The following is a 20727-nucleotide window of genomic DNA, read 5'->3' as shown; positions in this document are numbered from 1 at the left end:
CCCCATGAAAAACCCTTTTGTTTCTTTTGCCCTCGCGGCAAGCCTGTTAACGGCCGGCGCAGCATTTGCCCAGACGGCGCCCAAAGACGACCAGCTCTACAAGGCCTTCGGTGAAAAAGCCGGCCTGGTGGCGCTGATGGACGACTTCATGGTTCGCCTGCTGGCCGACCCGCGCACCGGGCCGCATTTCAAGCCGTCGAACCAGCAGCGCGTGAAAGAGCAGCTGGTCGACCAGCTCTGCGCCCTGAGCGGCGGCCCCTGCATTTACAAGGGCGCAGACATGAAGAGCGCGCACGCCAACCTTGATATCAAGAAGTCGGACTTCCACGCCCTGGTGGAGGTGCTGCAGCAAAGCATGGATGCCAGGGGCATTCCTTTTCGCAAACAGAATGAAATGCTGGCACTGCTGGCTCCCATGAACCGCGACATCATCACGCCCACCGAGACGGCAGCCAAACCATGAAACAAATAATCCAGCTCACAGCGATCGCCGCGCTCTTCGCTTTCGGCGCAGGGGTTCATGCGGCCAGCCTCACGGTGTCGGTGCTCGACAAAGACGGCAAACCGGTGCCGGATGCCGTGGTCGTGGTGGCACCCGCCAACAAAAGCGCCCAGCCCAGAACGCCGCCGGCTGCGCAGGCCACCATTCACCAGGAAAAGATGCAGTTCGTTCCCGCAGTGACAGTGGTTCCCGTGGGGGCAAAAATTCAATTTGTGAACAACGACCCATGGGACCACCACGTGCGCAGCTCACCTGCCGGCATGGGCCAGTTCAACGCGACGAATGCCGGCTTCGAACTGCGGCTGGAAGGCAAGCCCGACGGAAAACCGGGCAAGTCCAGTGAAGTGACGCTGGACAGGGCCGGCGTTGTCGGGGCCACCTTGCTGGGCTGTTTTATCCACGGCTCGATGCGCGGCTATATCTACGCCAGTGAATCCCCCTGGGCAACCAAAACCAGTCCGGAAGGCATTGCGAGCTTTGAGGACCTGCCTGAGGGCGCCGCGCAGCTGAAAGTCTGGCACCCCGACCAGCTGGTGGACATTGCGCCGCAGCAGGTCACGGTGAGCGCCTCCCCGGCCAAAAGCGTTATGCAGCTTACCGTGGTGCCGCGGCGGCGCAGGTCTTGAACGGCCGGCCCCGAGGTTGTTAGCGCCGGCTGTCGTCCTTCTGGGAATCAGGCTCCAGCGGCGACAGGTCGGACGAATAGACCCGGTCGCCGATATGCAGCGCCCGCCCCTTCTCCCAGGCGGCTTCAAAGGCCGCGAGTTCTTCCGCCGTGGCTCGCTCCCGGCGTTGTACCGGTGGCGGTGGGCTGGCCGCATCCGGGCTCGCGGGCAAGGAGACGGGCCGGCTGGGCGCGAAGGCCTGAATCTGCTCATTGATCTGCCAGTACACGCCGCTGACCAGCAGGTTGTAACGCGCAGCGGCATTTTTGGCGATAGCCGCACCCACCTCGACCAGCCGGGCGGGCCCACCTTCCCGGTTGTCCAGGAAGTCGGTGGAAAGGTCCACCAGCACCATGTACTGGTGGCCTCGCTTGTCGTTACGCACCACGCGGAATTTGTAGCTGGCCGACAAAATTCCGTGGGCCTGCATCGTGACCTTGATGGCCTCGAACAGCATCTCGCGCCGAAACGCCATGCGCTCGTCAAGATTCATCTTGACCGGACCCGTCTCAGGCCCCGTGGCATCGTGCTTGGGACTCTTGCTGGCGCTGAAAAGGTTCTTGAGCACGGACATGTCAGGCCTCGCTTCCTCTGGCTTTGTGGGTCAGGCTTTTTGGGCGGTGAAAAACACGTAGTCGGCGGTATAGCCTTCCTTGACGCGTTTGCCCGCATCGGCCGGTGTGGTGCAGCCTTTGGCCGGCGCATTGCCGCCCTCGGTGTTCAGGCGCTGCACGCTGGTAACGGTGGCCATCTTGCCGGGCATGCCGGCAGATTTGGCCGTCAGCAGCAGCAGCGGGATGTCGGCGGGACGCTCGCCGTCGGCGCGCGCTTTGACCGTGCCCACGGTTTTGCTGCCGTCCAGCGCGGTCCAGTTCGGGCCGGCGCCATGCGTGCCGACTTTTTCGTCTTTCTGGTTGAAGAGGTCTGCCTCTGGCGCAACAAACACCCAGGCCCAGCCCTTGTCGCCGGAGCGGCACTCATAAATCTGCGAGCCCACCGCATGCCAGGTGAAGGCCGCGCGTTCGCCGTCGGCCGGCTTGAGCGCGGCGGGCACCGGCTTGACATCCATTGGTGCGGCCGGGCCACCGGCGCAGGCGCTTAGCAGCAGTCCAGTACACAACGCGGCAGCGGCAAGGCCTGCGTGAAGCCTGGGTTGGGTGGCGGTTGCTATCGGTGTCATGGCGATCTCCTGAGAGGAGTCCTGCAAATATTGACAGGTCTCCGGGTTAAAAGAAAGTAAAAAAGTCCCAACAACCACATGGCGGAAGGGGGCGTGGGCCGGCGCGGCGCCCGGCCTACCAGGGACAAACGACAGCAAGCGTCGATTGGATGCAGCTTTTTCTGAAAAAAATGCCATGCCCGGGGAAGATTTGCCGCTTGGGCGTAACTCCCTATACTCAGCCGCATGAAACTGGCCCCCGACACGGACACCCGTAGCCTGCAGGCGCTGATCGCCGGCGCAGGGCAAGGCGACCACGCCTGCTTTGCGCAGGTCTATGAACGCACCCACACGCATCTGTTTGGCGTTGCCGTACGTATATTGGGACAAGGACACGCGGCCGAAGATGTGCTGCAAGAGGCTTACGTGAGCATCTGGAAAAACGCTGCCGGCTACCGCAGTGAGGTAGACGGGCAAACCATTCAACCCATGACGTGGCTGATCGCCATCGTCCGCAACAAGGCGCTGGACGCCCTGCGCTCCCGCACGCGCCGCAAGGAAAGCGAGTTGCCCGACTCCGGTGATGTGGATGAGGAAGACACCGAAACCACCGCCACACCCACCCCCAGCGCCATGCAGCTGCTGGAGCAGGCCACAGAGGCCCTGCACATCGAAGGCTGCATGAATGCACTGGAAGGCAGCCACCGCCAAAGCCTGGCGCTGGCGTATTACCAGGGCCTGTCGCATACCGAAGTGGCCGCGCAAATGGGCGCGCCGCTGGGTTCGGTGAAAGCCTGGATACGGCGCGGGCTCGAAAAACTCAAGGGCTGCCTGGCGGCGCAAGGGGTGGTGGCGTCATGAGATATTCCAGCCCCGAATTGCTCGAACACCTCGCATCGGCCTATGTGCTGGGTACGCTGCAAGATGGCGCGCGCCGCCGCTTTGAGCGCCTGCAGCGCGACCGTGCCGATGTGCGCGTGCGCGTCACACAATGGGAAGCCCGGCTGGGTCAACTCGCCATGTCGGTACCGGCGCACAAACCGTCTCCCAGGGTGTGGGCTGCCATCGCAGCACGCACACGACCCGCAGGGCCGCAACGGGCGCCGCAAACAAAACCGTCCTGGCTGGGCTGGCTCAAACCTGCCGGTTTCGGCTTCGGCGGCCTGGCCGCCGGGGTGATCGCGGCCAGCGTTTTCTTTATCGCCATGCCCACCCTGTTCATGTCCAGCGACCAGATCGCGATGCGCTCGGGCGAAAGGCTGCCGCAAAGCTATGTGGGCCTGCTCACCGACGCCCAGGGCAACGGCAAGCTGCTGGCCAGTTCGCTGCGCCACGGCAAGACCATGACGGTCAAGGTCATAGGCCCGATCACACCGCCGGCCACCGGAACACTGGTGCTGTGGGCCGTGCCGGCCAATGGCCCGGCGTTCTCGCTGGGCACCGTGCCCACGAGCGGATCGGCGGTTTCCATGCTGCCCGATACGTCGGAAAAGCTGCTGTCCAAGGTCAGCAAGCTGGTGGTGACACTGGAAACCAGCGCCACACCCGCCAGCCCGAGCGGAACCGTGGTGTTCAGCGGCAATTGCGCCAAGCTGTGGTGAGCGTGGCGGCATCCGGGGCCTCAATCCGGGTAGGTACCGTAAAAAGGAGAACCAGCATGAACGCCAGCCTCAATTTGTTTCTATCCCTCGGTGTGGTCACCGCCACCCTCCTCGGGTGTGCAACACCACCGCCAACCACAGCAACGTCTGCGATCAAGCCCACGGAGCTACGGCTGGAGTGCGCAGTAGCGAAAGCAGATGTCCCGAACGCCGATTACATCGGCCCCTATGCGGGCGTTGAAAACATCGTCCCCGTGAAACTGATGGCTCAGGACACCTACTGCTCTGACGCCCTGAAGGCCATGCATTTTCCGCGGGGCTTTGTCTCCATCTATGGCAGCTCCCGTATCCGCGAGAAAAATGCCGCCTGCGACGCGCGCGGTGAGAACTGCAACGACACCATCAGGGCGGCAAACGATGCCATCTACGCAGACATCCGGAATTTTGCTCACGCATGGACCACGCGTTATGGCAAGCAGTATCCGATAATGACGGGTGCGGGCCCGGGCCTGATGGAAGCCGGCAACCGCGGCGCAAAAGAGGCGGGAGGCCCCAGCGTCGGGTACACCACCTACTACGACCGCTCGACGGCCAACGACACGCTGAAACCCTATGGTGGTGACCCCAAGCAGGCCTTGAATGCCTATGTGACCCATGGCCTGATTTTTTCCAGCGTCTCCATCCGCGAGCTGGCGATGATCAAGCACTCGGCCGCCATCGTGATTGCACCAGGAGGGACCGGCACCGAATGGGAAATATTCCAGATCATCGAGATCATCAAAAGCAGGCAGCTGACCAGGGTTCCGGTGTATCTCGTGGGCAATCGCCAAATTCACTGGCAAAGCCTGGACGCGCGCCTGACCGACATGATGGCGCGCAAGACCATCAACAAGGATGAAGTGCCATTTTTGAAGTATGTGGAAACGAGTGCAGAGCTGGTCAAACAACTCAGTGCAGACATGCGGTTGAACTGAGTTATTCAGGCACTCACTCAATGCGACGCATCCGATGAACCTTGTTCGTGGCCTTTTGGACCGGATCATCCTGATTGGCGGGGCGCGCTGCGGGGGAAGACGCCGAGTTTCATGGTGCGCCGCACAGTGACTGTTTTTCTGGTGGTCATGGTGCTCGCTTACCTGGGCATCTGCGCGGCGCTGTTTGCGTTTCAACGCTCGCTGATCTATTTCCCGCAGCCGAGGTCGTGGGGCAGTCCGGCCACGACGCTCCACCTCCAGACACCCGACGCCACGCTCGTGGTCACCGCCCGGCAAACGGCCGGACCCAAGGCCATCATTTACTTCGGCGGCAATGCCGAAGACGTTTCGCCGAATTTGCCGTCTTTCTCGGAAGCATTTCCAGGCCATGCCCTCTACCTGCTTCACTACCGCGGTTACGGCGGAAGTACTGGAAATCCCACCGAGGCGGCGCTTCAAAGCGACGCCCTGGCCTTGTTCGACCATGTGAGCCGGACACATTCGGACGTCACCGTGGTTGGCAGGAGTCTGGGCTCAGGCGTTGCGATCCGGGTGGCCAGCCAACGGCCCGCGTCGCGCCTGATTCTGGTGACGCCCTACAACAGCATCCAGGAACTGGCAGCGCAGCGCTTTCCCTGGTTTCCCATCCCCTGGCTTCTTGTCGACAAGTTCGAGTCCTGGAAGTACGCGGCCAAAGTCACCGTGCCCACGCTGCTGATTTCGGCCGAATACGATGAAGTCATTCCGAAAGCCAGCACCGACCAGTTGCATGCGCACTTCAAGAATGGCACAGCAGTACTGAAGATGCTGCCCGGAACCTCCCACAACACGGTCTCGCAGCATCCGCAGTACCTTTCGCTGTTTCAGTCGATGCTGTGAGCATTCAACACCTCTTTGCAAAACAAGCCGGGATGGACCACGCCGCATTCACCACTCAGGGCTTCGCACTTGTTCCGCAGGTGCTGACTGCCGCCCAGTGTGAATCGGCCGCTTCGCGCCTTGCCGGGATTTCCGCCAACTCGGCGGGAACACGTTGCCTGCTATCGGAGGCCTGGTGCCAGGCGCTCGCAGCAAGAGTGCGCCGGCACGTGTCAATGGCCCCCCTGGTTCCGGCCGGTTTTGCGGCTGTGCAATGCACCTACTTCGAGAAGTCGGCGTCGCGCAACTGGCTGGTTCCGGTGCACCAGGACCTGAGCATTCCCGTGGCAGATCACGTAGAGCACGCAAGCCTGAGTGGCTGGTCCAGGAAGGAAGGCATTCTTTATGTCCAGCCGCCCGTCGAGCTGCTGGAGCAGTTGGTGGCGGTGCGTTTGCACATCGATGCCTGCGGCCCGGGGGACGGTCCACTGCGGGTGGTTCCGGGGTCACACCTGTACGGCCGCATGCAGGCGAAGGACGCTGCAGCAGCCCGCCAGGCCCAAGCCGGGTTCACCTGCACGGCCGGGCAAGGCAGCGCGATGGCCATGCGCCCGCTGCTGCTGCATGCTTCGTCCAGATCCACCAGCGGCAACATGCGCAGGGTGCTGCATTTTTTGTTCGGCCCGCGAGTATTGCCTTTCGGCCTCCGGTGGCAGCGCGCAATATGAATTGCGCCGGACAGGCAAGCAGCCCGCCTTCCATTTCACAAGGAAAACGATGAGTGTCTTGAAGATTGCAGCCTTTTCTGACGGAAACACCGGCGGCAACCCCGCCGGCGTGATGATCGCCGGCCAATTTCCGGATGACCGTGAGATGCAGCGGATCGCTGCGGAGCTTGGCTTCTCGGAAACGGTTTTTGCCGTTGCAAGCGGCGCCGGCTGGCGGGTGCGCTATTTCTCGCCGGAATCCGAAGTACCCTTCTGCGGCCATGCAACGATAGCCCTGGGCGCAGCACTGGCCCTTCAGCATGGCGATGGCGTGTTTGCGCTGACCCTGAACCAGGCCAGCATCACGGTTGAAGGCCGGCGCAACGGGGAGACGATCACCGCCGCGCTGCAATCGCCGCCCACGCGCAGCCAGGCTGCCCCACAGCCGCTGGTGCTGGCCACCCTGGCGCTGTTCGGCTACACACCGGATGACCTGGACCCGCGCATTGCCCCCGCGCTCGCCCACGGCGGCGCAGACCATCTGGTACTGGTTCTGAAGAGCCGCGACAAACTGGCGGCCATGCAATATGACCTGGACACGGGCCGCGAACTGATGAACAAGGCGGGGCTGGTGACCATCCTGCTGGCCCATGCGCAAACTCCCCGGTTTTTTCACACCCGGAATCCGTTTGCTTCGGGCGGCGTGTATGAAGACCCGGCCACAGGTGCAGCCACAGCCGCTTTTGCAGGCTACCTGCGCGACCTGAAGTGGCCGCACGGCGGCGCCATCGATATCGTGCAGGGTGAAGACATGGGCATGCGCTCGTGCCTGCGCGCGGAAATTCCACCCGCTCCCGGGGCCTCGATCAAGGTGTCAGGGACAGCGCGGGTCATGCACGACTGAGTTTGCCGTGCCCGCGAGAAACATCTCGCCTGGCACCAGAAGGCTCTTTGGTTTGGCGATTGATACAACCTTGCGCAAAGATTTGACCAAGAATGAAGCATTTTTTTCTTGCCTCCGTCACGGCCTTGCTGGTTTCGATGCCGGCAGCCGGATGGGCAACAACGCCGGCAGCCCCTGCGCCCGTCTTTCCGGCGAAGGCGTGGGAACCCATTTCCCCCACTTCACTAAGCCCCGCGTGTCATGAGCGCCTGGATGCTGCACGCGACTACTTGCGAACCCTTGATTCCACCGCAGTTCTGGCAGTGCAGGACGGCCGGGTGTTGTTCAGCTATGGCCCCGTCGATACCGTCAGCATCGTGTTTTCGGCTCGCAAAAGTGTGCTGGCGATGCTGTATGGGAAATATGTCGCAGATGGCACGATCGATCTGGAGAAAACACTGGCCGACCTCGACATTGACGACCTGGGTGGTCTATTGCCTCTGGAGCGCCAGGCAAAGTTGCGCCACCTTCTGACAGCGCGCTCTGGCGTCTATCACCCGGCGGCCAACACAGGCGATGACCTGGCATCGGCGCCACCGCGCGGCTCACAAGTGCCCGGCACTTATTTTCTGTACAACAACTGGGATTTCAACGCTGCGGGCACAGTCTTCGAGGCGCTGACAAATCGCAGCATCTACCGCACATTCGCGGACGATCTTGCGACGCCGCTGCAGCTTGAAGACTTCGACCTCGCTCGTCACCAGCGCACCGGGGACCTTGCAAAGTCCCGGCACGCCGCCTATCATTTTTTCTTGTCAACCAGAGACATGGCGCGACTGGGCTACTTGATGCTCCAACACGGCAATTGGCGCGGCCAGCAACTCATTCCCCCAGAATGGGCCACTCGAATCACCACACCCGTCACCGCGGCCGCGCAAATGCATCCGGCGCGCACGGCCAGCCGTCACTTTGGCTACAGCTACCTTTGGTGGACGCTGGAAGAGCCGGCCGATTCGCCACTAAGTGGCGCTTACATGGCCTGGGGCGTCCATGGGCAATACATCCTCGTGGTACCAAAGCACCGCATGGTCATCGCTCACAAGCGTCAAGTCCCTGTATCCGGCGACTGGAACGTGAGCTGGGTCAAACCGGGCGACTTTTTGACCGCGGTAAAAATGCTGACTTCAGCGCCCTGCCAGTGATCCCGCGGCTGCCCAGCTTTCCCCATCAGAGGAGAAATCAGCGAGCCTGCCATCGATCAAGCGCAGCTGCCGTTGTGTTTACAAATAAATTACAACTCGCCCTGCATCCGTTTTCCCTGTCACACCGTTTGTATAAGGTGCTGGTTTGCAGCGCGTTTCAATCAACTGATATCTCAAGGAGCCCGACATGAACACTTTTTCCATCCGCAACTTGGTCGCATTGCCCGTCATCGCCCTGGCCCTGGCCGGTGCAGCCATGGCTGCCGACATCGAAACCACACCAGCCAAAAACGCCCAGGTCGACGACTTCGCGGCGGGTAAAAAAGCCATCAGCGCCAAGAACTGGTCGGAGGCCGTGAGCAGCTTTAACAAGGTGGTGGCCAAGGACCCGAAAAATGCCGACGCCTACAACTACCTCGGCTATTCCAACCGCTGGATGGGCAAGTACGACGATGCCTTTGCCGCCTATGGCAAGGCGCTGGCGCTGGACCCCAAGCACAAGGGTGCGCTGGAATACTCGGGCATTGCCTACCTGAAGACCAACCAGAAAGCCCAGGCCGACGCGCAGCTGGCCAAGCTGCAGGCAATTTGCGCCACCTGTGAGGAAACCCGCGACCTGGCCAAGGCCGTGGCCGAGTACAAGCCGGCCGCCAAGTAAGCCGCCCTTGAACCGCCACCATTGCGGCGCGGTATGCGCTGCAATGGTCTCCTGTTGCCACTCACCTCCCGGCGCACAAAGAGCGGGTCTCTGAGTGCGCGACCTCTGATGATCCGAAAGAAAACAATGACTGACGCTGATCGCATCAAATACCTGCGCATTGCCCTGGTGCTGATAGGGGTGACGTTCACTTTCGGCTTGTGGCCGCTCACCATCATCTGGCCTTCAGGCTGGTCGTGGCATGCGGAAGGTCGTTCGTACTACCTGGAGATGATCCTCGCCCTTTACGCAACGCTGGGGATCTTCCTCATGCTTGCCGCCCGTAACCCTCTCTTGCACCGCAGCCTCATCTGGTTTACCGTCTGGTCCAGCATTGCACACGGCGGGGTGATGGCAGTGCAGTCGTTTCAGGGCCACCACAACATGGGGCACCTCTGGGGTGATGTCCTGGCGCTGTTCGCGGTGGCGGCTGTGCTGGCATTGCTGACTCCCCGCGAAGCTTAAGCCGAAAGAAATCCCATGCCCAAGCTAACACGCCCTGCCTTCCGGATGCTGCCAACTGCTCTGTTTTTCATAGCTGCTTGCGCACTACCTATATGGTCTGCAGCCGGAAACATTTCCATTCAAGTGCTCGACAAGGAAGGCAAGCCGGCGCCGGACGCCGTAGTCGTCGTGGTGCCTTCCGCCAAAACCGGGGCGCCCCAAAGCCCTTTGCCCGCCCAAGTGACGATCCACCAGGAAAAGATGCGTTTTGTGCCGGCCGTCAGCGTGGTGGCGCTGGGCGCCAAGGCCCAGTTCGTCAACAATGATCCGTGGGAACACCATGTGCGCGGCTCGGCCGCCGGCGCGGCGCAGTTCAACGCAACGCCGGGCGAGGGGTTCGAGCTCCGGCTCGACGGCAAGCCCGAAGGCAAACCCGCCAAAACCGCTGATGCCACTTTCAACAAGGCCGGCGCCGTGCTGCTGGGCTGCCACATTCACGGCTCCATGCGCGGCCATGTCTATGTGAGCGAATCGCCCTGGGCCGTGCTGACAGGCGCCGACGGCGTAGCGCAGGTCGAGCAGTTGCCCGAAGGCGCTGCGCAGATCAAGGTCTGGCATGCCGACCAGCTGATCGATATCCCGCCTCAGAACTACACCGTGACCGCCTCGCCCGGCAAGCTCACGCTGCAGCTGAGCGTGGTGCCGCGCCGCCGCCGGATTTAGCCGGCCGTATCCAGAAATCTTTCGACGCTTTTTTGGCGTCTTTCAGGCCTTTCGGGTCATTGACAGAACCTTTCACGAAACTTACATTGAAGCTTCCGCACGGAGGCTTTATGTCTGATCCCTCTGACCCGTCCAAGGCATCACTACCTGCCCGGTCGCCGTACTGGCATCCCATCACGCTGGCGCAGTTGCAGCGCGTCAAGGACTGGCGCGAGGCGCAGCGAGCGGCGCACCCGCTTGAATGCCAGCTCTGGGAGATAGTGCTGACGGCGTGGGTGATGGGCTGGATGGGCTGGCTGCCGGCCTTTACCTTTGAGGCGGCCTGGGCCTACCCGCTGTGCGTGCTGGGCACACTGGCGCCGCGGCTGTATGTCTATGTACGGGCACGGGCGCACATTGCGCGGCGTCTCAGGTGTGACTGGCTGGACCTGGTCGCCTGACTTAGAGTGTGGGCATGAACGCCTCCTCCCCACCTGCCCTCACCTGCTTCACCCTCAACACCACCGGCCACGTCGCCCACCTGGTGCTGAACCGCCCCGAGGCGATGAACACCATGCACCCGACCTTCTGGCGCGAGCTGGATGCGGCGCTCACGCACATCCACAAGGCTGGCGAGGCGCGCGTGCTGGTGATCTCCAGCACCGGCAAGCACTTCAGCGCCGGCATGGCACTGGAAACCTTTGGCAGCGACATCGCCATGGACGACCGGAGCCCCGAGGGCCGCGCCGCCATCTTTGACATGCTGGGCGACATGCAGGCCACCTTCACCAAGCTGGAGACGCTGCGCGTTCCGGTGATTGCGGCCATCCAGGGCGGTTGCATAGGTGGGGCCGTCGACATGGTGACGGCCTGCTGCCTGCGCTACGCCACGGCCGACGCATTCTTCTGCATCCAGGAAATCAACATCGGCATGGTGGCCGACGTGGGCACCTTGCAGCGCCTGCCCAAACTGGTGCCGCTGGCGGTCGTCAAGGAACTGGCTTACACCGGGCGACGAATGCCGGCGGCCAAAGCGCTGGGCTACGGCCTCGTCAATGAAGTGTTTGACTCAGCCGAGGCGATGCTGGCGGCCGCCATGCAATGCGCCGGCGAGATTGCCACCAAGCCGCCGGTGGCCATCTGGGGCACCAAGCAGGCGATTCACTACACACGTGACCATTCGGTGGACGACGCGCTCAAGCAGATGGGCTGGCTGCAGGGCGCGATCTGGAGCAACGCGCATGTCCGTGAGGCGGTTACCGCCATGAAGGAAAAACGCGCGGCGAGCTTTCCCGGACTTTCACCGATCAAGAATTTCAATGAATTCGGCCTCTAGCCTATACAGAACTTGCGCAAGCAGCTATTAATTTAATAGCAAACTGCATTGGCAGTTATTGGCGGGCTGTACGAATGGCAGGCGGCAGCGCCTGCGGATGGCTGGTGCGAAACGGATTGATGTCCAGCCCGCCGCGGCGCGTATAGCGCGCATACACCGAGAGCTTCATGGGTTTGCAGCGCGTCCAGATGTCCATGAAGATGCGCTCCACGCATTGTTCATGGAACTCGTTGTGGTTGCGAAAGCTCACCAGGTATTGCAGCAGGCCTTCCTGGTTGATCTGCGGGCCGGCATAGCGAATCTGTACGCTGCCCCAGTCGGGCTGGCCGGTGACCAGGCAATTGCTTTTGAGCAGATTGCTGGTCAGCGTCTCTTCAACCGGCGGTTCGTCGAACTCGGCAAACAACAGTTCGGGCGTGGGCGTGAAATGAATGCACTCCACGTCGAGCCGGTCCAGGTTCAGGCCGTCGAGTTCATGCACGGGTTCGCGGTCAAACAGCTCGGGGCCCAGCGTCTTGATGCCCACCCCCATACCGACAGCACCGTTCAGGTCGGCGCGAATGCGTTCGCGCACATCGCGCGCATCGGCAAAGCGCGTGTTGTTGAAGCTGTTGAGGTAAAGCTTGAAGGACTTGCTTTCGACAATGTTGGGTGACTCGCAAGGCACGGTGATGTGGGCCAGCGCCACCTGCGGCTTGCCGCGCATATTGAGCCAGCTCAGCTCAAACGCCGTCCACATGTCTGCGCCGAAAAACGGCGGCGTTCCGGTGACGCCGATCTCGGCACGCTTGCCTTCGCGCGGAATCGGGAACAGCAGCGAAGCGTCGTATTGGTCGATATAGGCCGACGATTTGCCGAGCTGGGATTGTTCAGGGGTGTTCATGCACCCATTTTCGCCGCTAACCGGCGCCAGGCTGAAAGCGCCCCGCACAAAGCCCCAAGCGATGGGGCTGTATCAGCTTGCCGCTTTGAAGTGGGGGATCAGCAGTACCAGCAAGCGCTCGACAACACCCGGCGGCAAATCGTGTCCCATGCCTTCAATGCTTTCAAAACGGGCACCGGGAATGCGCCTGGCCGTGTCCTGTCCGCAGGCCATGGGCACCAACGGGTCGGTCTGGCCATGCACCACCAGCGTCGGCGCCGTCACCCTGGCAAGTGCCGAGGCGCGCGCACCGTCAGCGGCAACGGCCACCATCTGGCGAAGAACGCCCTGCGGATGAAAGCTGCGCTGCGCCGCCGCAGCGACTTTTTCGCGTATCTCGGCATCGTCCATGGGAAAGCCCGGGCTGCCGATGGCCTTGAGCAGCTTCACCGTATGGTCAATGGCGGCCTGCACACCCCTGCCGGCAGGCCGACTGAGCAGCACACGGGCCACCGCCGGACTGGCTTCCGGCAGGCCGCGCGCGCCGCTGGAGCTCATGATGCTGGTCAGGCTGATCACCCGAGAAGGCGCCAGCACCGCAACGCGCTGCGCGATCATGCCGCCCATACTCACACCCACCACATGTGCCTTGCCGATTTGCAGCGCATCCAGCACGCCCACGGTGTCGGCGGCCATGTCTTCAATGCTGTAGGGCGGCCGGATACGCCAGCCCATACGGAACTTGAGCCCCTCCCACAAAAGGCTAGGCGAGCCAAGGTGGTCAAAGTGCTGCGAAAGCCCGATATCGCGGTTGTCAAAGCGCACCACACGAAAGCCCGCGTCAGCGATCGCCTGCACCATGGCCGGCGGCCAGGCAATCAGCTGCATGCCCAGCCCCATGATGAGCAACACCACAGGCCGGCCGGTTGCGTCGCCTGGGTGGGTGTCTTCAATCTCGATATCGATGTTGTTGGCGCGTATTTTCATAACTGATTATGGTCTGCACTCCCCGAATCGCGTCAATCACCTCGTCCCCCATGCGTCACGCAGGCTCACCCGCAAGCAGGGGCCGCGGAACTGGCTTTGCCAGGCCGCTGGCACCGCCCCCTTAAGGGGGAACGGGCTACACGAAGTGAGCCTGGACGGGGGTGAAACTATTTCTCCGCGGAACTGGCTTCGCCAGGCCGCAGGCGCCGTCTCCTCCAAGGGGAGAGGAGGCTACACGAAGTGAGCCTCAACAGGGGTGAGCAAATTTTCGCACCCTTGAGGGGGGAACGGGCTACACACAGTGAGCCTGGACGGGGGTGTTACACGAATTCTCTTTCTCGTAGCCATTTGGTGGCAATCCATTTCTCGCCGGCGGTGACCGGCTCGCCGCCATGCAGCGTGAGGCTGGAAGGAAGTGCATGCGGGTAACTGAAGAACACCGCATTGCCGCGCCGCGGCGCCACCCGCACCTCGATATCCGGGAACACCGTGGCGCCGCCTTCCTCGGGCTCATGCAGGTACATGATGAGCGTCGCCACGCGCTGGCCGCCACGCTGCAGTATGGCGGGCGTGCCGGGTTCGGTCGGGTCAAAGTAGTCGTAGTGCGGCTTGTATTCGGTGCCGGGCCCGTAGTGAAGCACCTGCAGCCCTTCGCCGTTTTCCTGCGGCCAGCCGAAGATTCTGGCAATACGTGCCTCCACTTGGCGCACCACGGCGTTTTCAGCGCGCCTGAAAAACATGCCCTCGCTGGTACGGTCAGGGTTGAGTTCTTCGCCGCCGGTCTTGGTATCTACCGTCAGCGAACGCACCAGACGCGGGCGGGCGGCCTCCATCAGCGCCTCGCATTCACTCGGGCCCAGCAGGTTGCCCAGCACGATGACATTGGGCACCTGGGCGAAAAAAAGTATTTCCACCCATTTGTCGCCGGCATCGACCATGTTGTTGGTGACCGGCAAAGCCAGCGCAGGCACAACCACTGCGGCGAGATCTTCGGGCGTCAGGCGCACCGCCCGCGTGGCAGCGTCGCGGTTCCAGCCAGCTGCCAGCATGGCGTTAAAAATCTCGTCCCTGGAATGGCCGAGGTTTGCCTGCGCCGTCATCCACGCCAGCACTTCCGGCGTGAGCTGCTGGTCGGTGCGGGCGGGCGTGCTCATGCGGGGCTGGGCTGCTCAGGCGGCCTGTTTGCGGCGGAACACCAGCCGGTCGGGTTCGGACACTTTGGGATCAAAGCGGTAGCCTTCGACGTCAAAGCTCTCGAGCTTCTTGACGGTAGACAGCTTCTTTTCAATCGCATGGCGCACCATGAGACCACGGGCGCGCTTGGCAAAAAAACTGATGACCTTGTACTTGCCGGCCTTGTATTCCTCAAACACGCAGCTCACCACGCGCGCCTTGAGCGCCTTGCGGTCCACGGCCTTGAAGTATTCCTCGCTGGCAAGGTTGACGATGACCGGTGTGGTGTGGGCGGCCGCGCGCTCGTTCAGATAGGCGGAGATTTGCGAACCCCAGAACTGGTAGAGATTTTTGCCTTGGGGCGTGGCCAGCGGCGTGCCCATTTCAAGCCGGTAGGGCTGCATGCGGTCCAGCGGGCGCAGCACGCCGTAAAGGCCGCTCAGGATACAGACATGGTCCTGCGCCCAGGCCAGTTGTGCGTCACCTAGCGTTTTTGCATCGAGGCCGCCATACACATCGCCGTCAAACGCCAGCGCGGCCTGTTTGGAATTCTTCGCGGTGAATTTCGGCGACCAGGCCTGGTAGCGCGCGACATTCAGGCCTGCGAGCGAATCTGACAGCTTCATCAGTTCGCTGATCTGCTGCGGGGTTCGGGTTCTGAGCACGTCAATCAACTGGGCCGACTGGCGGGTGAAGAGGGGTTGGGTGTGGGTCGCGACGTGCGGCGGCGTGTCGTAGTCCAGGGATTTGGCCGGCGAGATGAGAAACAGCATGCTTTGAGTCGTAGGGGTAAGGCAAGTAAGGCGAAACCCCCACTTTACGACAGGAGGGTGGCGCCACAGCCATGAGCCTTCAACTACTGCAGATCGCTGGCCAAAGAGGCGAGCGTTTCCGCTGCAATCGTTGTATGCGCCGGGTAATGCGTGTGGTCGCAGCCCAGTTTCACGCTTGCGCCTGCCTTGACGGCCGCGCACATGGCCGGGTTCAGCTCAAAGCGCACAAAGTGCACAGCCGAGGTCTTCTCGTCATTTTCGCGGTCCATGTCCTCGTCAGCAATCGCGTAAACGCGCGCATGGCCTTCGACCTCGACGAACATGCGGTCTTCCACACCGATGAGGCGGGCCAGTTCGCGCTTGCGCTCGTTGACGTCGGGGTACTCGAGCATCAGCGTGCCCTTCCAGTTACTGCCGTCGGGCATCAGTGGGGCATAGGCTTCGATCTCCTGCTCAATCCCCTCGTCCTCGAAGATTTTCTCGACGCGCAGCATCTCCTGGATCTGGTAGCGGATGCTGGTTTCGCTTTCAAACTGCAGGTTGATGTGCTCACCCAGGCGCACGCTGCGCAGCTTGCGGTGGGCGATGATGGCCGGCTTGTTCTCCTTGCGGTATTTGCTGTAGGCCTCCAGCGTCATGAGGGATTCGCGGGTGATCTTTCCGGTGGTCTTCATGGTGTGATCTCATTTCAGGCCGTAGGCCGTGCGTATCAGCGTGAGCGGGTGCTTTTGCGGCGGCGCACCCAGGCTGTTCACATCAAAGCCCTGGGCGATGTGGTGGCCACCCAGCGGGCAGTCGCTGCTGATGACGTCAGGCAGGCCGCCGTCTTTGTGGCTGGCCATGGCTTTGAAGAGCGGTTTGCCGATCTTCATGGCCTGCTGGTGGTACGGCACTTTGACGCCGAAGGTGCCGGCATGGCCCGAGCAGCGCTCATGCGTGTGCACACTGGTACCCGGCACCATCTTGAGCATTTCCTCGGTTTTCTTGCCGATGTTCTGCACCCGGCCATGGCAGGGGATCTGGTAGCTGATCTTGCCCAGCGGCGAGCTGAACTCCGTCTTGAGCAGGCCGTCGCGCTTGCGGGCCATCAGGTATTCAAACGGATCCCACATATTCTCCTTGACGAGCTGCACGTCGGCGTCGTCGGGGTACATCAGCGGCAGCTCCTGCTTGAACATCAGCGTACAGCTGGGTACGGCGCTCAGGATGGCGTAGCCCTCTTTGGCGTACTTCACCAGCACCGGGATGTTGGCCTCCTTGCTGGTGTTCACCGAGGCCAGATCGCCCAGCTCCAGCTTGGGCATGCCACAGCATTTCTCTTTTTCGACCAGCACATAGGGCACTTCGTTGTGGTCCAGCACCTTGAGCAGGTCGTGGCCTATGCCAGGCTCGTTGTAGTTGATGTAGCAGGTGGAATAAATCACGACCTTGCCGGGCGTCTTGGCGCCGTCTTTCACCGCGTGGGGCGGCGACTCGAGTGCGCCGGAGCGGAATTTTTTCGTGGCCAGATCGGGGAGCCAGGCGTTTTTGTCGACGCCCAACACCTTTTGCATCACGGCGCGGGCCGGCTTGGTCTTGTTGACCGCATTGGCCACCTGGACCACGATGGGGATGCCGGCGAACTGACCGTGCACGTCGGTGGACGACAAAAACCTTTCACCCGCGCCCACTTCGCCCTTCTTGAACTTGATGGCCTTGGCGCGCAGCATGGTGTGGGGAAAGTCGAGGTTGAACTCGTGCGGCGGCACATAAGGACACTTGGTCATGTAGCAGAGGTCGCACATGTAGCACTGGTCGACCACCTTCATGTAGTCCTTCTTGTCCACGCCGTCGACTTCGCCGGTCTTGCTTTCGTCGACCAGATCAAACAGGGTGGGGAAGGCGCCGCACAGGCTGACGCAGCGGCGGCACCCGTGGCAGATGTCGAAGATGCGCTCCATCTCGTGGAGGGCCGCGTCCTCGTTGTAGAAGTCCGGGTTTTTCCAGTCGATCGCGTGGCGCGTGGGCGCCTGGAGGTTGCCTTCTGTGGCCATTCTTGCCTCTTCTTTTGAATCTCAGGTGGGGTTTGAGAAAAGACTCTCGTGCGGAATCTTTTCCAAAACCCGCCACGCCTTGCGGCGTAGCGAGGGACATGCTTGTCCAGTCAATCGACCAGTTCGGCCAGCGCTTTGCTGTAGCGGTTGGCGTGTGAGCGTTCCGCCTTGGCCAGGGTTTCAAACCAGTCGGCCACTTCATCATGGCCTTCGTCGCGTGCAGTTTTGGCCATGCCGGGGTACATGTCGGTGTACTCGTGGGTTTCGCCGGCCACAGCGGACTTGAGGTTGTCGCGCGTGGCGCCAAACGGCAGTCCGGTCGCGGGGTCGCCGCACTGCTCCAGCCATTCGAGGTGGCCGTGGGCGTGGCCGGTTTCACCTTCCGCAGTGGAGCGAAACAGTGCCGCGACATCGGGCTGGCCTTCAACGTCGGCCTTGTTCGCGAAATACAGGTAGCGGCGGTTGGCCTGTGATTCGCCGGCAAATGCGGCTTTCAGGTTCTCTTCCGTCCTGGAGCCTTTTAGAGCAGCCATGGAAATCTCCTTCGTGGGTTGATGAACGAACAAATCGTCAATGCTTCAAACCCACGCCCGACTTCTGGCGCAGGACCGAAGACTAAGGCCTGTTAAAGCTATTTATGCAAGATGCGTTGCGAGTCAAAAAGGCTTTGAGCAAGGCGCAAAACGCAGGCGGGTACGCCCCGTCACCCCACTCGCATTTGCATAAATAGCTTCAACAGGCCGTAAACACCATAGACCTGTTGGAGGGATTCGTCTAATTGCCGGAATCAATGCATGGCATTGATAAAAACTATCAAATTAATATTATCAATAAATTTAACAAATTAAATAAGAGGCAACTATAGGAAGGCAACCATAGCCAGCGACGTACGGCAGCAAATCATTGTTTGAATTACGTTATGGTAAATTTATTACGGATAGGTAAACAATACGGTCAGAGCCACCCACCGCACCGGGTCTCCCGGAAAAGTGCATGCCGGCGTCCCGCAGTTGCTATTTTTTTGATAGCTGCTCGCGCCCGTACAGTATGGATAAAACAGCCGAAACACGTAAAAACCGCAGGAACAATCCATGCCGGAGACAAGCACAAAAGGCAGCGCCGCTGCGGCCACACTGGCGGCCGCGTTTACCAACGGCTATGAATTTGCCCAAGGCACGGGCTACACCCTGCCCGAATACCCGTTCGTGGAACCGCCCGAGCTGCAAACAGGCGCGGCCAAACGGCACGGTGTCGTCATCGTGGGTGGCGGCATCACCGGTCTGACGCTGGCCTGTGCGCTGGCGCAGTACGGCATCAAGGCCTTGCTGCTGGACGAAGACAACACCGTGGGCGTGAAGGGCGCGTCATCGCGCGGCATTTGTTATGCCCAGAAAACCCTGGAAATCTTCAAGCGACTAGGCACTTACGAGCGCATCGCCGCCAAAGGCGTGCAATGGAGCGTGGGCCGCACCTTTGCGGGCGCCGACGAGGTGTATTCATTTGACCTGCGCCAGCAGCAAACGCATTCACTGAGCCGGCAACCGCCCTTTATCAATATCCAGCAGTTTTATGTCGAGGGATTCCTGGTGGAGCAGCTCTACCGACCCGAGCCTGAGGACCGCCTCATTGATCTCCGCTGGAGCCACCGCGTCACGGCCTTCGAACAGAACGACGACTTCGCGACGCTGCAGCTTGAAACGCCCGCCGGTTCGTATTCCCTGGAGGCCGACCATGTCATCGACTGCAGCGGATCGCGCAGCCCGTTTCGCGCCTGGTGCGGCGCGGCAGTCACAGCGCAAAAAGGCGACGACCGCTGGTGCATTGCCGACGTGCGCTTTAAAAACCCGCCACCGGTGGAGCGCCACACCTGGATCGAAGCGCCTTTTAACGAAGGGCGCGCCGTATGGCAGCACCTGATGGCCGACGGCGTCTGGCGCATCGACTACCAGATGCCGCCGCACGCCAACCCCGAAGAAGTCAGCCGCGAAGAGGTGGTGCGCGCACGCCTGAAGGCGCAGTTCAAAAGCCAGGCCGGTCAGGCGCTGGACGATGCCGACTACGAGATCGTCTGGGTCGGCCCCTATGCCTACCGCAGCGAATGCCTCGACAACCTGCGCCATGGCCGCGTGTTCTTTGCCGGTGACGCAGCCCATGTGATGAGCCCCTTCGGCGCACGCGGCGGCAACTCGGGCGTGCAGGACGCCGACAACCTGGCGTGGAAGCTGGCCGCTGTGCTGCAAGGCCGCGCCGCACCCGCATTGCTCGACAGCTATCACCATGAAAGGCATGAGGCGGCGAAGCACAACGTGCTGGTAACCAACCGCACCGCGCGCTTTTTGCGGCCGGCCGACGGCGCGGAGCGGCTGTTTCGCACGGCGGCATTGGGGCTGGCGCGTGAACACCTGTTTGCCCGGCAGCTGGTGAACACCGGGCGCATGTCGACGCCCAATCACTACACGCGGTCCGGCGTCTGCGGGCCTGCGGGCGGGCGGGCCACGCAGAACGCGGGCTTCTCCTGGGCCGATGGCAGCTCAGGCGAGCTGCTGGACTTGTTGACGTGGGCTCATGGGCGCCTGCTGCTGCTGGTGTTTGGCGATGTATCCGGCGCCGGGCTGGCGCGGCTGGCGGCGCTTTCCAGGGAAGCGGACGTGCGCTGCGTGCAAGTGCTGGGGCCCGGCGAGAAAGCCGCCGCAAGGGAGCATGTGATCGACCGCGAAGGCCATCTGCAGGCGACCTGCCATGTTTTTGGCCATGCCTGGGCGCTGCTGCGGCCCGACGGACACGTCGCCGCAACGGGTGAAAGTACGGATGCCTCGGTGGTCCACGCCATCGCAAGCGCCATGGGTGCGGGCGCCGGCCACGAAACAAGGGATGCATCATGAAGCCAGACACCCCCCTGATCACCCGCCTGCATTTTCAGGACGCCGATGCGTTTTACGAATGCCTGCTGGACGCCCACCAGGGCCTCTCCCGGGAGGAATCCGAGCTGCTCAACGCCCGGCTGATCCTGCTGATGGCCAACCAGCTGGGCGACACCGCGGTACTGCGGGCTTGCGTGGCCGCGGCCCGCCAGGCCTGAGCGCTACAAGGCCAACGGCCGGCAAGCGCAACGGCCAGCCCCAGTCGAATAAAATCAGCGGAGTTTCACCCAACCCAAGGCGGCATCCCT

Annotated in this window: 26 protein-coding genes; 16 read left to right on the top strand and 10 right to left on the bottom strand. The window is 61.8% G+C overall.

Annotation, left to right across the window (positions count from 1 at the left end; translation table 11 throughout):
* The first annotated feature begins 4 nt into the window (after positions 1–4).
* Together AC1DVV_RS00940 and AC1DVV_RS00935 are read left to right on the top strand one after the other, a co-directional pair.
* The gene (locus AC1DVV_RS00940) at positions 5–463 is read left to right on the top strand and encodes a group I truncated hemoglobin (protein ID WP_477701848.1); all 459 of its coding nucleotides are present in this window, start codon (positions 5–7) and stop codon (positions 461–463) included.
* A complete protein-coding gene (locus AC1DVV_RS00935) occupies positions 460–1128 on the top strand; it encodes a cupredoxin domain-containing protein (protein WP_477688735.1) in 669 nt (222 codons plus the stop codon). The genes AC1DVV_RS00940 and AC1DVV_RS00935 overlap by 4 nt, the downstream gene beginning before the upstream one ends.
* A 19-nt stretch (positions 1129–1147) precedes the next feature.
* Here the strand turns inward: AC1DVV_RS00935 and AC1DVV_RS00930 are convergent, their stop codons facing one another.
* Both AC1DVV_RS00930 and AC1DVV_RS00925 read right to left on the bottom strand, forming a co-directional pair.
* Positions 1148–1741: a hypothetical protein gene (locus tag AC1DVV_RS00930; protein WP_457279450.1), complete on the bottom strand. Its 594-nt coding sequence runs from the start codon at positions 1739–1741 to the stop codon at positions 1148–1150.
* 30 nt (positions 1742–1771) lie between these two features.
* On the bottom strand, positions 1772–2347 hold the full coding sequence (locus AC1DVV_RS00925) for a DUF3455 domain-containing protein (RefSeq protein WP_477666197.1): 576 nt from the start codon (positions 2345–2347) through the stop codon (positions 1772–1774).
* A gap of 225 nt (positions 2348–2572) precedes the next feature.
* Between AC1DVV_RS00925 and AC1DVV_RS00920 the strand changes: the two genes are divergently transcribed.
* The 6 genes from AC1DVV_RS00920 to AC1DVV_RS00895 all read left to right on the top strand — a co-directional run bounded on the left by AC1DVV_RS00920 (position 2573) and on the right by AC1DVV_RS00895 (position 7370).
* Entirely contained in the window at positions 2573–3187 is a 615-nt protein-coding gene (locus AC1DVV_RS00920; protein ID WP_457279452.1) for an RNA polymerase sigma factor, read from the top strand.
* On the top strand, positions 3184–3927 hold the full coding sequence (locus AC1DVV_RS00915; protein ID WP_457279453.1) for an anti-sigma factor: 744 nt from the start codon (positions 3184–3186) through the stop codon (positions 3925–3927). The genes AC1DVV_RS00920 and AC1DVV_RS00915 overlap by 4 nt, the downstream gene beginning before the upstream one ends.
* A gap of 56 nt (positions 3928–3983) precedes the next feature.
* Complete coding sequence (locus AC1DVV_RS00910) at positions 3984–4901, top strand: LOG family protein (protein ID WP_457279454.1); 918 nt, start codon at positions 3984–3986, stop codon at positions 4899–4901.
* A 111-nt stretch (positions 4902–5012) separates the two neighbouring features.
* Positions 5013–5780, top strand: a complete 768-nt coding sequence (locus tag AC1DVV_RS00905) for an alpha/beta hydrolase (protein WP_477688732.1) — start codon at positions 5013–5015, stop codon at positions 5778–5780.
* A gap of 32 nt (positions 5781–5812) precedes the next feature.
* Positions 5813–6487 carry a phytanoyl-CoA dioxygenase family protein gene (locus AC1DVV_RS00900; protein ID WP_477666194.1) on the top strand — a complete coding sequence of 225 codons (675 nt, stop codon included), beginning with the start codon at positions 5813–5815 and terminating at the stop codon, positions 6485–6487.
* A 49-nt stretch (positions 6488–6536) separates the two neighbouring features.
* Complete coding sequence (locus AC1DVV_RS00895; protein ID WP_477666193.1) at positions 6537–7370, top strand: PhzF family phenazine biosynthesis protein; 834 nt, start codon at positions 6537–6539, stop codon at positions 7368–7370.
* Here AC1DVV_RS00895 and AC1DVV_RS00890 read toward each other — a convergent pair.
* Complete coding sequence (locus tag AC1DVV_RS00890; protein WP_477701847.1) at positions 7357–7581, bottom strand: hypothetical protein; 225 nt, start codon at positions 7579–7581, stop codon at positions 7357–7359. The genes AC1DVV_RS00895 and AC1DVV_RS00890 overlap by 14 nt on opposite strands.
* Positions 7582–7639: 58 nt before the next feature.
* Here AC1DVV_RS00890 and AC1DVV_RS00885 point away from each other — a divergent pair, with 58 nt between their 5' ends.
* The 6 genes from AC1DVV_RS00885 (at position 7640) to AC1DVV_RS00860 (ending at position 11730) form a co-directional block, all read left to right on the top strand.
* Positions 7640–8551: a serine hydrolase domain-containing protein gene (locus tag AC1DVV_RS00885; RefSeq protein ID WP_477701846.1), complete on the top strand. Its 912-nt coding sequence runs from the start codon at positions 7640–7642 to the stop codon at positions 8549–8551.
* A 187-nt stretch (positions 8552–8738) separates the two neighbouring features.
* Positions 8739–9209: a tetratricopeptide repeat protein gene (locus AC1DVV_RS00880; protein WP_457279459.1), complete on the top strand. Its 471-nt coding sequence runs from the start codon at positions 8739–8741 to the stop codon at positions 9207–9209.
* Between the two features lie 126 nt (positions 9210–9335).
* On the top strand, positions 9336–9713 hold the full coding sequence (locus AC1DVV_RS00875) for a DUF6632 domain-containing protein (RefSeq protein ID WP_457279460.1): 378 nt from the start codon (positions 9336–9338) through the stop codon (positions 9711–9713).
* A gap of 15 nt (positions 9714–9728) precedes the next feature.
* Entirely contained in the window at positions 9729–10415 is a 687-nt protein-coding gene (locus AC1DVV_RS00870; protein WP_477701844.1) for a cupredoxin domain-containing protein, read from the top strand.
* A 110-nt stretch (positions 10416–10525) separates the two neighbouring features.
* On the top strand, positions 10526–10855 hold the full coding sequence (locus AC1DVV_RS00865) for a hypothetical protein (RefSeq protein ID WP_457279462.1): 330 nt from the start codon (positions 10526–10528) through the stop codon (positions 10853–10855).
* Positions 10856–10869: 14 nt separating this feature from the next.
* Complete coding sequence (locus AC1DVV_RS00860; RefSeq protein WP_477701843.1) at positions 10870–11730, top strand: enoyl-CoA hydratase-related protein; 861 nt, start codon at positions 10870–10872, stop codon at positions 11728–11730.
* A gap of 55 nt (positions 11731–11785) precedes the next feature.
* Here AC1DVV_RS00860 and queF read toward each other — a convergent pair whose 3' ends face one another.
* The 7 genes from queF to AC1DVV_RS00825 all read right to left on the bottom strand — a co-directional run bounded on the left by queF (position 11786) and on the right by AC1DVV_RS00825 (position 18091).
* Positions 11786–12613 (bottom strand): NADPH-dependent 7-cyano-7-deazaguanine reductase QueF, encoded by an 828-nt coding sequence (gene queF / locus AC1DVV_RS00855; RefSeq protein ID WP_457279464.1) that lies wholly within the window; start codon positions 12611–12613, stop codon positions 11786–11788.
* Positions 12614–12685: 72 nt separating this feature from the next.
* The gene (locus tag AC1DVV_RS00850) at positions 12686–13579 is read right to left on the bottom strand and encodes an alpha/beta fold hydrolase (RefSeq protein WP_477702448.1); all 894 of its coding nucleotides are present in this window, start codon (positions 13577–13579) and stop codon (positions 12686–12688) included.
* Between the two features lie 320 nt (positions 13580–13899).
* Positions 13900–14733 carry a 2OG-Fe(II) oxygenase gene (locus AC1DVV_RS00845; protein WP_477666189.1) on the bottom strand — a complete coding sequence of 278 codons (834 nt, stop codon included), beginning with the start codon at positions 14731–14733 and terminating at the stop codon, positions 13900–13902.
* Between the two features lie 15 nt (positions 14734–14748).
* Positions 14749–15525 carry a peroxide stress protein YaaA gene (yaaA, locus tag AC1DVV_RS00840; protein ID WP_457279467.1) on the bottom strand — a complete coding sequence of 259 codons (777 nt, stop codon included), beginning with the start codon at positions 15523–15525 and terminating at the stop codon, positions 14749–14751.
* Positions 15526–15608: 83 nt separating this feature from the next.
* Entirely contained in the window at positions 15609–16199 is a 591-nt protein-coding gene (locus tag AC1DVV_RS00835; protein ID WP_457279468.1) for a DUF3501 family protein, read from the bottom strand.
* Positions 16200–16208: 9 nt separating this feature from the next.
* Entirely contained in the window at positions 16209–17558 is a 1350-nt protein-coding gene (locus tag AC1DVV_RS00830; protein ID WP_477702447.1) for a (Fe-S)-binding protein, read from the bottom strand.
* A gap of 110 nt (positions 17559–17668) precedes the next feature.
* Complete coding sequence (locus AC1DVV_RS00825) at positions 17669–18091, bottom strand: rubrerythrin family protein (RefSeq protein ID WP_007867167.1); 423 nt, start codon at positions 18089–18091, stop codon at positions 17669–17671.
* Between the two features lie 558 nt (positions 18092–18649).
* Between AC1DVV_RS00825 and AC1DVV_RS00820 the strand changes: the two genes are divergently transcribed.
* Positions 18650–20440: an FAD-dependent oxidoreductase gene (locus tag AC1DVV_RS00820; RefSeq protein ID WP_477666187.1), complete on the top strand. Its 1791-nt coding sequence runs from the start codon at positions 18650–18652 to the stop codon at positions 20438–20440.
* A complete protein-coding gene (locus AC1DVV_RS00815; protein ID WP_457279471.1) occupies positions 20437–20637 on the top strand; it encodes a DUF2783 domain-containing protein in 201 nt (66 codons plus the stop codon). The genes AC1DVV_RS00820 and AC1DVV_RS00815 overlap by 4 nt, the downstream gene beginning before the upstream one ends.
* Positions 20638–20727 lie beyond the last annotated feature (90 nt).

Source organism: Polaromonas sp. P3_B4 (assembly GCF_056402835.1).
Note: the sequence above shows the minus strand (reverse complement) of the source record. Positions and strands in the feature narration are given on the sequence as shown.

Bases quoted from the DNA above. Each gene is read 5' to 3' on its own strand.
- AC1DVV_RS00940 (WP_477701848.1), top strand. From the start codon at position 5: ATGAAAAACCCTTTTGTTTCTTTTGCCCTCGCGGCAAGCCTGTTAACG.
- AC1DVV_RS00935 (WP_477688735.1), top strand. From the start codon at position 460: ATGAAACAAATAATCCAGCTCACAGCGATCGCCGCGCTCTTCGCTTTC.
- AC1DVV_RS00930 (WP_457279450.1), bottom strand. From the start codon at position 1,741: ATGTCCGTGCTCAAGAACCTTTTCAGCGCCAGCAAGAGTCCCAAGCAC.
- AC1DVV_RS00925 (WP_477666197.1), bottom strand. From the start codon at position 2,347: ATGACACCGATAGCAACCGCCACCCAACCCAGGCTTCACGCAGGCCTT.
- AC1DVV_RS00920 (WP_457279452.1), top strand. From the start codon at position 2,573: ATGAAACTGGCCCCCGACACGGACACCCGTAGCCTGCAGGCGCTGATC.
- AC1DVV_RS00915 (WP_457279453.1), top strand. From the start codon at position 3,184: ATGAGATATTCCAGCCCCGAATTGCTCGAACACCTCGCATCGGCCTAT.
- AC1DVV_RS00910 (WP_457279454.1), top strand. From the start codon at position 3,984: ATGAACGCCAGCCTCAATTTGTTTCTATCCCTCGGTGTGGTCACCGCC.
- AC1DVV_RS00905 (WP_477688732.1), top strand. From the start codon at position 5,013: ATGGTGCGCCGCACAGTGACTGTTTTTCTGGTGGTCATGGTGCTCGCT.
- AC1DVV_RS00900 (WP_477666194.1), top strand. From the start codon at position 5,813: ATGGACCACGCCGCATTCACCACTCAGGGCTTCGCACTTGTTCCGCAG.
- AC1DVV_RS00895 (WP_477666193.1), top strand. From the start codon at position 6,537: ATGAGTGTCTTGAAGATTGCAGCCTTTTCTGACGGAAACACCGGCGGC.
- AC1DVV_RS00890 (WP_477701847.1), bottom strand. From the start codon at position 7,581: ATGGGTTCCCACGCCTTCGCCGGAAAGACGGGCGCAGGGGCTGCCGGC.
- AC1DVV_RS00880 (WP_457279459.1), top strand. From the start codon at position 8,739: ATGAACACTTTTTCCATCCGCAACTTGGTCGCATTGCCCGTCATCGCC.
- AC1DVV_RS00875 (WP_457279460.1), top strand. From the start codon at position 9,336: ATGACTGACGCTGATCGCATCAAATACCTGCGCATTGCCCTGGTGCTG.
- AC1DVV_RS00870 (WP_477701844.1), top strand. From the start codon at position 9,729: ATGCCCAAGCTAACACGCCCTGCCTTCCGGATGCTGCCAACTGCTCTG.
- AC1DVV_RS00865 (WP_457279462.1), top strand. From the start codon at position 10,526: ATGTCTGATCCCTCTGACCCGTCCAAGGCATCACTACCTGCCCGGTCG.
- AC1DVV_RS00860 (WP_477701843.1), top strand. From the start codon at position 10,870: ATGAACGCCTCCTCCCCACCTGCCCTCACCTGCTTCACCCTCAACACC.
- queF (WP_457279464.1), bottom strand. From the start codon at position 12,613: ATGAACACCCCTGAACAATCCCAGCTCGGCAAATCGTCGGCCTATATC.
- AC1DVV_RS00850 (WP_477702448.1), bottom strand. From the start codon at position 13,579: ATGAAAATACGCGCCAACAACATCGATATCGAGATTGAAGACACCCAC.
- AC1DVV_RS00845 (WP_477666189.1), bottom strand. From the start codon at position 14,733: ATGAGCACGCCCGCCCGCACCGACCAGCAGCTCACGCCGGAAGTGCTG.
- yaaA (WP_457279467.1), bottom strand. From the start codon at position 15,525: ATGCTGTTTCTCATCTCGCCGGCCAAATCCCTGGACTACGACACGCCG.
- AC1DVV_RS00835 (WP_457279468.1), bottom strand. From the start codon at position 16,199: ATGAAGACCACCGGAAAGATCACCCGCGAATCCCTCATGACGCTGGAG.
- AC1DVV_RS00830 (WP_477702447.1), bottom strand. From the start codon at position 17,558: ATGGCCACAGAAGGCAACCTCCAGGCGCCCACGCGCCACGCGATCGAC.
- AC1DVV_RS00825 (WP_007867167.1), bottom strand. From the start codon at position 18,091: ATGGCTGCTCTAAAAGGCTCCAGGACGGAAGAGAACCTGAAAGCCGCA.
- AC1DVV_RS00820 (WP_477666187.1), top strand. From the start codon at position 18,650: ATGCCGGAGACAAGCACAAAAGGCAGCGCCGCTGCGGCCACACTGGCG.
- AC1DVV_RS00815 (WP_457279471.1), top strand. From the start codon at position 20,437: ATGAAGCCAGACACCCCCCTGATCACCCGCCTGCATTTTCAGGACGCC.